The 12,063-nt window shown below is 54.9% G+C and carries 11 protein-coding genes, 1 other RNA gene and 2 pseudogenes; 2 read left to right on the top strand and 12 right to left on the bottom strand.

Translation table 11 applies throughout. The features are described from left to right. Positions 1 to 66 precede the first annotated feature (66 nt). Together ACTHUT_RS08670 and ssrA are read left to right on the top strand one after the other, a co-directional pair. Positions 67 to 1,281, top strand: a complete 1,215-nt coding sequence (locus ACTHUT_RS08670) for a pyridoxal phosphate-dependent aminotransferase (protein WP_250600776.1) — start codon at positions 67 to 69, stop codon at positions 1,279 to 1,281. 113 nt (positions 1,282 to 1,394) lie between these two features. Next, positions 1,395 to 1,757, top strand: a transfer-messenger RNA (tmRNA) gene (gene ssrA, locus ACTHUT_RS08665). 296 nt (positions 1,758 to 2,053) lie between these two features. Here the strand turns inward: ssrA and ACTHUT_RS08660 are convergent. The 12 genes and pseudogenes from ACTHUT_RS08660 to ACTHUT_RS08605 form a co-directional block, all read right to left on the bottom strand. Beyond that, entirely contained in the window at positions 2,054 to 2,515 is a 462-nt protein-coding gene (locus ACTHUT_RS08660; protein WP_250600778.1) for a hypothetical protein, read from the bottom strand. Further along, entirely contained in the window at positions 2,516 to 3,142 is a 627-nt protein-coding gene (locus tag ACTHUT_RS08655) for a hypothetical protein (protein ID WP_440418734.1), read from the bottom strand. 11 nt (positions 3,143 to 3,153) lie between these two features. Continuing rightward, the gene (locus tag ACTHUT_RS08650) at positions 3,154 to 4,011 is read right to left on the bottom strand and encodes a pyocin knob domain-containing protein (RefSeq protein WP_431768205.1); all 858 of its coding nucleotides are present in this window, start codon (positions 4,009 to 4,011) and stop codon (positions 3,154 to 3,156) included. Positions 4,012 to 4,023: 12 nt separating this feature from the next. Beyond that, positions 4,024 to 4,209 (bottom strand): annotated as a pseudogene (locus ACTHUT_RS08645) (tail fiber protein); the annotation flags it as partial. A 3-nt stretch (positions 4,210 to 4,212) separates the two neighbouring features. Then, positions 4,213 to 4,776: a YmfQ family protein gene (locus tag ACTHUT_RS08640; protein ID WP_250600784.1), complete on the bottom strand. Its 564-nt coding sequence runs from the start codon at positions 4,774 to 4,776 to the stop codon at positions 4,213 to 4,215. Beyond that, positions 4,773 to 5,828 carry a baseplate J/gp47 family protein gene (locus ACTHUT_RS08635; RefSeq protein WP_250600786.1) on the bottom strand — a complete coding sequence of 352 codons (1,056 nt, stop codon included), beginning with the start codon at positions 5,826 to 5,828 and terminating at the stop codon, positions 4,773 to 4,775. Before ACTHUT_RS08635 ends, ACTHUT_RS08640 begins: the two co-directional genes overlap by 4 nt. A 13-nt stretch (positions 5,829 to 5,841) precedes the next feature. Continuing rightward, positions 5,842 to 6,189, bottom strand: a complete 348-nt coding sequence (locus ACTHUT_RS08630) for a phage GP46 family protein (RefSeq protein WP_002217228.1) — start codon at positions 6,187 to 6,189, stop codon at positions 5,842 to 5,844. 100 nt (positions 6,190 to 6,289) lie between these two features. After that, positions 6,290 to 6,958, bottom strand: a complete 669-nt coding sequence (locus ACTHUT_RS08625; RefSeq protein ID WP_250600788.1) for a phage baseplate assembly protein V — start codon at positions 6,956 to 6,958, stop codon at positions 6,290 to 6,292. Then, positions 6,955 to 8,112: a phage baseplate assembly protein gene (locus ACTHUT_RS08620; RefSeq protein WP_440418733.1), complete on the bottom strand. Its 1,158-nt coding sequence runs from the start codon at positions 8,110 to 8,112 to the stop codon at positions 6,955 to 6,957. The genes ACTHUT_RS08625 and ACTHUT_RS08620 overlap by 4 nt, the downstream gene beginning before the upstream one ends. After that, positions 8,102 to 9,432: pseudogene (locus tag ACTHUT_RS08615) on the bottom strand (DNA circularization protein). Before ACTHUT_RS08615 ends, ACTHUT_RS08620 begins: the two are co-directional and overlap by 11 nt. Then, complete coding sequence (locus ACTHUT_RS08610; protein WP_250600792.1) at positions 9,432 to 11,600, bottom strand: phage tail tape measure protein; 2,169 nt, start codon at positions 11,598 to 11,600, stop codon at positions 9,432 to 9,434. The pseudogene ACTHUT_RS08615 and the gene ACTHUT_RS08610 overlap by 1 nt, the downstream one beginning before the upstream one ends. Before the next feature lie 95 nt (positions 11,601 to 11,695). Next, positions 11,696 to 12,043, bottom strand: a complete 348-nt coding sequence (locus tag ACTHUT_RS08605; protein ID WP_250600794.1) for a hypothetical protein — start codon at positions 12,041 to 12,043, stop codon at positions 11,696 to 11,698. Between the last annotated feature and the right edge of the window lie 20 nt (positions 12,044 to 12,063).

Genomic DNA, 12,063 nt, shown 5'->3' with positions numbered 1-12,063 from the left:
CCTTTTAATTTACCCGCAAAAAGAGTACATTTATCCCATTGTCTACAATTTTACGGAACACACATCATGGAGAAATTCCCCAAATCATCAAAACTGGACCACGTTTGCTACGACATCCGCGGCCCGGTTCATAAAAAAGCCCTGCAACTGGAAGAAGAAGGCAACAAAATCCTCAAGCTCAATATCGGCAACCCTGCCCCGTTCGGCTTTGAAGCGCCTGATGAAATTCTGGTTGACGTGATCCGCAACCTGCCGACCGCGCAGGGCTATTGCGACTCCAAAGGCCTTTATTCCGCACGCAAAGCCATCGTTCATTACTATCAAACCAAAGGACTGCTCGACGTTACCGTCAACGACGTTTACATCGGCAACGGCGTGTCCGAGCTGATTACCATGTCCATGCAGGCATTGCTTAACGACGGCGATGAAATCCTGATTCCTGCGCCTGACTATCCACTGTGGACCGCCGCCGCGACACTGGCCGGTGGCAATGTGCGTCATTATTTGTGTGACGAAGAAAACGACTGGTTCCCGAATCTGGCCGATATAGAAGCCAAAATTACGCCGAAAACCAAAGCCATCGTCATCATCAACCCCAACAACCCTACCGGCGCGGTGTACAGCAAAGAAATCCTGCTGGAAATTGCCGAATTAGCGCGTAAACACGGCCTGATTATTTTTGCCGACGAAATTTACGACAAAATTCTTTATGATGGTGCCGTACACCATCACATTGCCGCCCTCGCCCCCGACTTGCTGACCATTACGTTTAACGGCCTCTCCAAAGCCTACCGCGTGGCCGGTTTCCGCCAAGGCTGGATGGTGCTCAACGGTCCGAAACATCATGCCAAAGGCTATATCGAAGGCCTCGACATGCTCTCTTCCATGCGTCTGTGTGCCAATACGCCGATGCAACACGCCATTCAGACGGCCTTGGGCGGCTATCAAAGCATCAACGAATTTATCCTGCCAGGCGGCCGCCTGTTGGAACAACGCAATAAAGCATGGGAACTGATCAACCAAATCCCCGGTGTTTCCTGCGTCAAACCAATGGGCGCGATGTATATGTTCCCAAAAATCGATACCGAAATGTACGGCATTCATGACGACATGAAATTCGTCTACGATTTGCTCGTGCGTGAAAAAGTCTTGTTCGTCCAAGGCACAGGCTTCAACTGGATACGCCCCGACCACTTCCGTATCGTTACCCTGCCGCCCGTTCATCAAATCGAAGAAGCCATGGACAAACTCAAACGCTTCTTGCAAAACTACCATCAATAAACCTAAGCCAAACAGGCCGTCTGAAAAAGCAAACTGCTGTTCAGACGGCCTTTTCAATCAATCGGCAACTTGGCAAAGCACGCTGACATGCGTATAATCGACTTTTCCTATCTGGGGGCGATCTTGGTTTCGACGGGGGTTGCAAAGCAGATGCGGGCATACCGGGGTCTCAGATTTCCCGTAAAACACTGAATCTAAATAGTCGCAAACGACGAAACTTACGCACTGGCCGCTTAAGGCCTGCCGTTGCAGCAGTTGGTCAATGGGCTGTGTAGCGCAAGCTACCGCAACGTCATTCTACATTGACTGGTTTTCTGTCGGGTTACTTGGCAGGAAACGAGATTTAAGGTAACTGGTTCCCTGAAGGCCTGTTGGTCGGCATGATGGGGACGAGATTCTAAATAGACACAACTAAGTATGTAGAACGCTCTGTAGAGGACCTTCGGACGGGGGTTCGATTCCCCCCGCCTCCACCAGATTTGAAGCGCAAACTTTTGATATAAAAAGGTTTGCGCTTTTTTATAAACTTAAACAGGCCGTCTGAAACTTTTCAGACGGCCTGTTTTGTGTAAGCCGCCGCCGACTTTTGCACTTTGTTGCAGTAACTTTTGCACTCTAGGCTCTGCGAAAGTTTCGCCAGCTTTTGCACTATATCGGATGATGAGAAATAAGAAAAGCGACGATACCGTCGCTTTTTATTTTACCAATTACATACGATCAACTCTCCACTGGCTTTACCAGTTTTATTTCTTCCGATTTGTTTAAATCTGCATCAATCTCCTTTTACTGCCATCGCTAATTTTTGCGGAGAATACCGCCACGGCTTGATAAGGCCGAATGCTTGAGCGCACCATTCGCTGCAAAACCAGCGGCCTTTGCTGGGCGGGGTTTTGAGTACCGTACCGATTGCGCCCGACCAGTCATAACGTGCGCCTTGTGTGCGGGCATATAAACCGACGGCGGACTGGATACAACTTTCCGGCAAGGGGATTAAATCCCATTTTTCGGCCGGCAGCGCCATCACTTTGCAGCGCACGCCGCCATCGCGGGCGCTGGCGGAGTAGCATGTGTAAAGTATTTTAGGATGGACTGTTACGGCTATCTCGCAATGGCTGTATGGACTGCGGGTTACGGTACGCACAAGCCAGTCTCTAAACCGCGCCCATCTTACTTTGAGGCCGCGGCCCTCTTTTTTGCCCTTATACAGAGCTAAATACACCTTGCGATTACTCATCTACACCTCGGTCGTTGTAGTTTGTGATGGCGGTGTGGTGCAAAAATCGCATTGCACGGCGGCAACATCTTCGGGGGTTTTGGCAGCGTAGATTTTTTCTTCGGCGGCTTGTCGCAAACCGGCTATATGGGCGGTCAACATCTCAAACTTAATCGCCTTTTCATAGGCTTTTTGCTTGAGCACGTCTACCGGCACACCCCGAGCGTCCGCAATCGCATCCAGCGTAGGCGTGGCGGCGGCGTTATCGGCGTGCCATGCCTTTGCCTCTAGGGCTTGGATTGTCCACGTTGCGACCTCAAACTCGGGCACTCTGTTTAGTCCTGCCGCTTGGTCGATACAGGCTTGGGCGGCGCGGTTGATTTCGGCCAGCTTGGCAGCCTTTACATCAGCAAGCTGTTTTGCCGCCGCACCCGTCGTTAATACCCACTCGCCGTCTTGCAAAACGTGGTAACGACTGGGTGCAGGCGGGATAACTGCAACAGCATCATCTTTGACGATTAATGTGCCTCGCCCGTTATGTTGGTAGTAGTAGGCGGTTTCGCCACGGTCGGCCAAATCCTCGTGATTCGGCTCGTGGTCGCAGGTGCCGACGTGATGGCCGTCTGAATTAAAAATATGCCAAGTCATTTTTACTCCTGTTATTTGACGCCAATGCAAATGTAATTAACTTTTCCCAGGACCCATCCTTGGTAATTGCTATCGGGATTTTGATCGCTACTGCCATGATAGACTTTGGCGATCACGGTGCGGCCGCGTGTGTAGCATCGGTAGTAGTAGTGTTTTGATAAGCCGCCCTCGCTTATATCCCAGCTGGTATAGTTGGGGTCGTCCTCAGCCATTGACACTAACCACTTACATTGATCCTCGCGGTATCCGGGCGGCAGCGGTATTGTGCCGCCGTGATTAAGCTGACCTGTCAAAACGGCAACCTCCGAAGCGTCGGTAATGCCGTAACCCGCCCGCGTACTTGACTTATCAGCTTTGCCCGCAATTTGCTGCAACACTTTGTTCGCAAAATTAGCATCGTTGCCTAATGCCGCTGCAAGCTCTCGGATAGTATCTAGTGCGGCAGGGCTGCCGTTGACAAGTTTTCTTTCGAGAGTATCAACGGCTGACTGCATTTCTCCCGGGCTGACGTTTGTTTTTTGCCATCCTGTCCACCCGCTGCCGGTTTGGTTGCGGGCGTAGATGTCGGTACCATCAAACACGGAGTAAATCTGCTGCACGCCATAGGCCGACGGCATTACCAGCAGCGACCCTGCTTTGACCACAGCATAATTTCGGCGGGTTTGGGCGTTGCTGCTGCTAGTTTGACCATACAAACCTGCTTTGGTAACTGTGTTTAAATCACGGGTGGCCAAATCACTGTCAATCGACAATGCACCGATTTGCTCCGTTACCCAGCTTTGGTAGGTAACGCTTTGTTCGGCTAATTTTTTACCCATTGCCGCCGACAAAGGCTTATCGGCATCGGCGGATGTCAGGTTGTTTACCACTGCGCCGCTGAATATCTGTTTGATTGCATCCGCAAGCTGGTTGGTTTTAGCCTTATCGGGCTGAATACCGGCAGCGGTCAGCACGGCCAACAGCTCGGCCTGAATCTGATTGAGCCACCATGCGGGCAGGATGGTGCCCAGCTCGCTGGTACCGTTGCCGTCTTTAAATTGTTTATCGGGGGTATCGATAGCGTGCATTGTCTATGTCTCATAAGTAAATCGCACTGCGGTATGTGCGGGTTTTAAATCTTGGATAACGGTCTCAATCACGGCATCGCCGTAATCGGTCAACCTGTCGCCCGCCGCCGAGATACCGGCGCGGAATCGGGTAATGCGGTTGTTGCCGCCGCGCACGTTAACGTGCCACACCCACATGATTTCCTGCGGCGCAAGACGGTCGCCCGCACGGTTGACACCGGCGCGGAACGGCTGCGGTTCGGCGATTTGGATTTGATAGCCCGCCGCCTCGGCCAAACGCACAAAATAAGGAATACTCAAGCCGCCTGTTTCGTTTAGCTTGGCCATAACGGCCAACACACGGCGCTGTCGGTTTTTGCCCGTACCGTCCAAACCTAATACGCGCTCCCAATCGGCCAGCATTTGGCCGGCGCTGCGCGGGTCGACGGCATCGGCAACGCTTTGAGCCAATTCCGCCACCGCATCCAGCGCTGCGCCGTCTATTTCTGCCTGCGCCCGCACACGCGGGGCATTGCGGGCATACGACACGGGGGGCAACAGGCCCCGCAAGATGTCTTGATAGCTCATGACGGCATCTCCGTCACATTAATCGCGCCCGCTTTAAACCACTCAATGCGGTTAACCGTATCGGCGGCACGGTTGGCCGTCGGCGCAGTCAGACGGCGGTCGATCACACCATCCACATTGCTGATAGCCGCCTCGATTTGCGACACAGTCAGGCCGTCGCCGGGGATCAGGGTGTCGAAATATTCTTTCAGAGCCGTCCGTATGCGGCGCTTGGCCTCGTCCAAGTCGATGCCGTCGAGCTTGACTTGCACGGCAACAGGCACCGCCGTTACGGTTGGCTTGAGTACCAACGCATTTTTTGCCGTTACCGGGCGCATCTCGTCGATATAAGCCTGCACGCGGCGCACGGTTTCTTCCGACGGCACACCGTCGGCGGAGGTAATGGCAATATCCACCGTACCCAAGCCGCGGCGCAGCGGATAAACATATGCGCTGGTTACGCCGTCAACACTCAACGCCCAGTTTTTATAGTCGTAACGGTTGCCGCCTGCGGGCGGTCGGCGGATGATTTCCAACAGACGCGCCAGCAGTGAGGCATCGCTTTCTTGGTCGGTGCCGCCTTGTACGGTAAGGCGGCATTCGGTGGCCACACCGGCGGGGGCGGCCATCAGTTGCGCCTCGCCGTCGCGCACATTGGCGGCCGCGCCCGGCTCGTCGGCGATTGCCGGTATTTCCGCCGTGCCGCCGCTGCCGATAACGGCGCGGGCGGTAGTGCGGTAAAAACGCTGGCCGATACGCACTTGCAGGCCGTCTGAAAGCATGGATTGCGCAATACCGCTTACGGTCAGCGTGCCGCTGGCCGTGGTAGGATTGCGGCGGCGCAAGCCGCGCATGGAGGCATGCCGCTCCAAATACTCGCGGTCGGCGGTATCAGGGAAAATCTGCCGCACAATCCAGCTTTGATGCGCATATTGCCCTTCGGCGCAGCTGGCCAAACGGCTGGCGTGCACATAATGGTCGCTGTCGGGGCTGATATCGGCATCCGGCCACAGGCTTTTGGTATCGCGCAGGATACGCTCGCGGATTTGCTCAAATGTCGGCGTTTCAAACACGTTTAAAACCTCTTTAAATCACGGGCACTTCGTGGCGGTAATCAAACCCGCCCGCCGCCGTATCCACCCGGATATGCAGGATCAGGCGGCCGTCGTGCGGCTGCTCTGCGCGCACGGTAATCTTGTCGGCACGCCCGCTCTTAACAATCGGTTGCAGTGCCTCATCGGCATATTGCTCGGCCAACAGGCTGACCCGTTGCAGGTCTTTTTCGCGCTGCAACAAATGCAGCAGCGAGCCGAGCGTTTTATCCGCCCACCAGCTGCCCAACGGTGTCATCAAGCGGATATACACGGCATTTTGCAGCGTATCGACGGTGCGGCCGGTATAGTCGCCGGTGCCGGGGTTTAGTTCTTTGTCCATGTTGGCATTTTGCCGTTTTCAGACGGCCTCACGGAGTACACGGGCTTCAATCCCGCACGCACAAAAAAAGCAGCCCGAAGGCTGCCAAAGGTCTGCTTGTCTATGCCGGCTCCGCCTCCGAGGTTTTGCCGCCGATGCTGTCGGTATGCGGATGCTGGCGCAACGATATATTGCCGGCCACCACGTCGCCGTCGGTGTTAAAGCTGCCGCCCGTTTGGTTAACATCGCCGCTAAAGGTGGCTCCGTCGCCGCCCTCGACCGCCATCCCGCCGTTGCCGTTGATTTTGCCTTGCGCCGTCAACACTGCACTGGTCTCCAGCAATGGAGCGTTAAATTTGGCATCCGTGGCCGCATTAACCTCGTATTGTTTGCAGTTAACCCGGTACACGTCGCAATCGGCCTCAATGATTTTGCCTTGCTTAATCACGATTTTTGCACCCTCATGATTAAAAATCGCCGTCTCGCCGGGCTTAAGGTTTTTGATGCGGTAGCTGCCGTGCTGGCTGCACACAATCACACCGTGCGAAGTATTGCCGCCCAGCGGTATCACTACCGCTTCGCTGCCGTCGGGCGGATGGCTGGCAAAGCCGTATTCCTGCAAATGTTCTAGGTCTTGCAGGGTTTCGTCGGCCAAGCCGCTCAACTGCACGCGCTGTATCGGCTCGGACGACACCACCAGCGTGATTTTTCCCCGAAAGGCCGCGCGCAGGGTTTCGCCGATATTTTTAGCAGTTTGTGCCGTTTTTTTCGCCAATTTACTCAAACTCATTCAAATACCGCCGTTTCTGCTTGTTTTTTGCCGCCTTTTTTGCCGCCTTTTTTGCTCTTATGGCTCACGCCTTTGCGTTTGCCTTTGCGCTTGCGCGCCGCCTCGGCCTTTTTGGGGTAAGCGTCGGGTGTCCAAATACCGTCCTCTTTGAGCCGCAGCTCGGTTTGCGTGCCATCCATGCGGGATAGCATAAACCGCCGCCCCATCAGAAAAAACACCGCATCGATACCGTGCTCGTCGTCGATCACATGCACACGCTGGCCAGGTTGCCACAATACGCCGTCGCGGGTTTTATGGCCGCCCACGGTTATCGTGAGTGTAAATCCCTCCAGCCGCCAGTCGGCCAGCTGCTTTTTAGCCTGCTTTTGCAATGCGGCCAAATTGTCGGCATCGGACACCACCACCGTTTTAGGGCGGTGCAGCGTCATCGTCGGGTCTTTGTACACCCACTTTAAATCGTGTTTGGCGCTGTCGCCGCTGCGGCCGTGTGATTGCGCCAAAAAAGTAACCTCGGAAAAGCGGTTGTCGGTATCCCACTCAATGTCCATGCGCTCGATATTGCGGCGGTTGTCGGTGCGGCTCCAGCACAATGTCGCCACCGGCGGGCTGCTGTAATCCGCCCCGCCCACCACCAACGTGCCGTCTGGCTCCAGCCACGGATGCAGCCCGACCGAGTTGGCAATATGGGTTAATGCCTGCCATACGGTTTCGCCCGGCTCGATGTCGATTTTGTCCAAAGCGGGGTTGTTTTCGGCCTTAAGCACCACCGCTTTAATCTGCGGCCACGGCGCGGCCAGCTTTTTGGCTGCATCCAATACCGTCATGCCCTTTACATTGAGCTGCGGCGCGGAGCAGTCGACCAAAAAACCGGCTAAATCACGCCCGCTCAAGCTCAACTCGCGGCTGCCCTTGCTTTTGCCGTGGCGCTGGCTGCCGATGATGCCCGTCATCACGGTTTGGCCGTCTATCACTACCTCGCAGCTCTCTCCGCTTAAATCGGGTATGGCCGCCTCCGGCCCCGACCTGCCGATGACAAAATCGAAGCTGTCGGCAGGGATTAAAAAGTCGCTGTCGATGTCGTAGCGCTCCCAGTGGCGGTGCTCTTTACCGCCAACACGCACCGACACGGCATAACCGTATGAATTATTTTGCATAGCTGTTTACCAAAGTGCCGCGCTTGATAAACGCGGGGTGGTGGATATGGGGATTGAGCCGCACCAGCTCTGCTGCGCGGCTGATATCGCCGTAAAACTCATGGGCGATTTGGTGTATCGTGCCGTCGATTGGGGCTTGGCGCACAATCAGCGGCGGCTTTTGGTTGATGGCCGCCGCAACCAACGCATTCAGACGGCCTGCCGCCGTGCGCAGCGATTCAGCCGTTTGGTAAGCCTCGGTATACACGGCGTTGGCCGTCAGAGTGCCCGACCCGGCAGCAGCCGTCTGCACCGCCCGCAAGGCGGCAATCTCGGCCTGCATACGGCGGCGCATGGCGCGGTTAACCTCAATCAAATCAGGCGCGGTCATCTCTTCGCCGTGCGCCTCGATTAATGCCGTTGCCACCGACAACAGCGATGCCGTGGATAACAGGCGCACCGCCTGCGCTACCGGCTGCACTTGTTTGGCGGTTAAACGGTTCAAGCGGCTTTGCATGCCGTCTGAAAAACGGCCGGTTAGCAAATTATCAGGGATAGCGGCGGCACGGTCGGCAACAGCCGCAGCCCCGTCAAACCGCTGCCGCGGCGACCAACCGGCATGGTGCATGGCATTATCGGCCAAACCCGCCTCACGGCGTATGCCGGTATCTACCATGACCGCCATATCGGCAAACAGCTTGGCCGAGCCGCTTTTAAACGCCGCTGCGCTGTATCCGCCCCGATCGGGAAAGGCAATTTTGTCCAAATCAAACAAACGGCGCACCGCGCCAAACGTACCCGATGCCGCACTCCAAATGCCCAGCGCGCTGCCCCATAAAGCCGATACGCCCGCATCCACCGCCAACACCGCATCAACAAAGCCGATAGCCGCCTCGCGGTAGGTGTCGATATCAGCAATCAACGCCTCAAGCTCGACCAAAAAGGCGTTTTCAAATACAAAGATTTCTTGCGCTTCGGCCGCCTCGCGGAAAGTAATATCGATGCCGGCATAATCCACATAATCAGCCTCATGGCGGTAGCTCCATGATGCCGCAATAATGTTGTGCATCCGCCCCCAACAGGGTGCACCAGCACGCCGCCGCCCGGCTGCTCCAGCGCATCCAGCAGCTTTTTCAGACGGCCTGCATAGCCCTTGCCCCAAAACACCGCATTAATCTGCACCTGCCGCCCGGTCGTGCCCATGTCTTCAAGGTCGATACCCTGCACAAACGGCCGCGCATGCTCGGCCAATGCCTTGCCGTTGCTCTCGTCCACCGCCTCAATATCAAAGCCGACGCCCTTGTAAGATGCGTCCTGCAATAAGGTATGCCATCCGCTCATTATTGACCCGCTCCACGGCCGAACATGGCCACTTGATACCGCGATACCTCATTCGCGATAACACGTCCGTCGATATTCAGGCTCACATTGGTATTGATGGTCTGACTTGCCGACGCCATCGCACTTTGCACTTGTGCCAAACCTGTTGTAACTGCAGCCGTATCCTGCGCCAATGCTGCCTGATACGCCGCCGTCTGCTGCTGAATGGCTGCCTGATACGCCGCCGTCTGAGTTGAAAACAACGGAGACAACATCTTATCGGTAGGCTGCGCTGACGGAGCAGCCAAATACTGAGGGACACCACCCTGCGCCTGTTCCCGCTTCGGCGCAGGTTCAAATCGGATACCGTTGTTTTTCAGACGATTAATCATTTCAGGAGTTGTCTTGGTACCACGCAAACCCTTTGGCAATGTGCCGTCACCCAAAGACTCGGAATACAGCAACATACCTAACAAACCCGCCCGTTTAACTAACGCTGGATTATTCATGAGCCCACTACCGGCAGATTTTCCCCATGACAGCAACTTACCGCCTGCCGCTGTGGCACCTGCTGCCACGCCGCCTGCGGAAGCCTTACCCCATCCCAACGCTTTACTACCTACATCTTTCAGAAAGCCTGCACCTTTACCGCCACCGGCGGTTAATAACATTGCGGCAGACGCCGCTGTTGCTGCCGTCGTCAAGGCTTGCAGGGCTAGAGTGGCATTAGGGTATTCCGCTGCCAGTTGCTTGAACGCCGTTTCCGCTTTCACCAGCGTCTTGGTCAGGCTCTCTTCCAAGATTTTTACCGATTCCGCCTGCTCCTGCTTGGCGGCATCCGTCATCATCCGCGCTTCGTTGATTTTGCCGATTTTGCCGTTTTCAAGGGTTACGCCGCCCAGTTTTGCCATATAGCCCTGAATTTGTGCCATATCCGTCGCTGCCAGCAGACCTTGTTTTGCCTGCAAGTCGGGCAGAAGTGTCGCCAAGAGCGCGGCTTTCATCATATTTGCCTGTTCGGCCGCCGTCTTGTCGCCCGCAGCCGCCCGCGCCTGATACTCCTGATACTGCTTGTCCCTGGACAACATGGCATCGGCAAGGCGGGACAACACCTGTACCGCGTTCTCGCCGTTTTCCTTACCCTTCAATACCGAGCCTACCCAGTCCACGCCTTTTTTGGGGTCGTTCGGGTTCGCCATCTTTTTCAGACGACCTATCGTGTCCGGCGACAGGGTTTTGCTTAACAGGTTTTGCACATTGGTCGCCGCTTCGGCAGGGCTGCCCGATTTATTCGCCGCAGATTGTAAGAGTGAGAGCAGGTAGTCCAAACCACCTATGCCGGTCATGCCTGCCTGTTGAGCGGCAGGCAACAGGGCGGGCAGCTCCCGCACCATGTCTTGAGTCTCGAATGTACCGTCGTAACCCGACTGCAAGACGTGTTCTAGTGCAAGTTGCAGATTGGTATCGGGCAGATTGTCTTTTAAGGCTTTAATTAGCTTCGAAGTCTCCGCCCCCTCCATTTCAGATGCGAGCGAAAAGGCATAGGCCGCCTGCGCTTCCTCTTTAGTTTGGGAGAAATTGAGACCCGTCGTCATCATGCCGCTGATGACATCCAAGGCTTTGTCGTGGTTGCCTCCGTTTTTCTGCACGAGTTCAAGCGCCAAGTCCTTGACCTGCCGTGCGCCTTCGGTGGCAATCCACGCCGCCGACTCGCTGTCGTCCTCGATAAACGCCTGCCGCGCCACGCGGTTGATGTTCTCGTCAAGCTGCTTTCGGTCGTTCATTGCGGGTTTTAAAACCGCATATGCCGCCGCACCGCCCGCAGCGACAGCCGCCCCCGCGCGTCCGATTTTGCCCATCCTGTCCGCAAACCCCGCACCCTGTTTCAATTCCACGTTCAGCTCGCGGATTCGGTTACGCGTGGCGACCGCCGCCCGTGCTAAATCATTTTGTGATGCCTTGCCGCTGCGCGCCAAGCGGTTAAACGCAGCCTGTGTCAGCATGATTTCACGTTGAATCTGTTTTTCTGAGCGGATGCCTGTCAACGCATAAGTGTGGCTTTGCCGTTCAAGTTGCGCCCGCGATTTCGCGGTGCGATCTAATTGTCGTTGAGTATCAGCCAGTAGCCGTCTCGCTCCGTCATCTCGGGCGGTTAACACCAACGACAGTTTCATATTCCCGTTTGCCATAAAAAAGCAGCCTTTAAACGTATTAACTCAAGGTCAATTATCGTTTAAAGGCTGTTTAAGGGAGGGCGGTACGGATTTCAACCCCTCCTACGTCTTTAATCGCTGATTTCTTTTTTACAACAAGGGCATAATGTAACAGTTTTGCATTTCCCGTCCTTTAACCCTGCAATAATCAAAGCTGTAACAAACACAACTGCAAACATAACCCAAACTGAAAAATAGATATAAGCCACTAAGCCGATGGCAAATAAAATCAGAAAACTAAGGGACACATACCAAGGCTCTTCGGTTTTTATAACCCCCATTAAACCGTGATACCCACATTCCAGGCACAATCGCTCGATATGTGCCTTATACGGACGTAGGTTTTCCAATATCTCCGGCGGGACATTCATATGCTGTTTATTATCCATAACTTCACTAAAACAAAAGCCGTGCGACATTGCACGGCTTTATTATAACT

This window comes from Neisseria sp. P0022.S010 (genome assembly GCF_051956635.1).
Note: the sequence above shows the minus strand (reverse complement) of the source record. Positions and strands in the feature narration are given on the sequence as shown.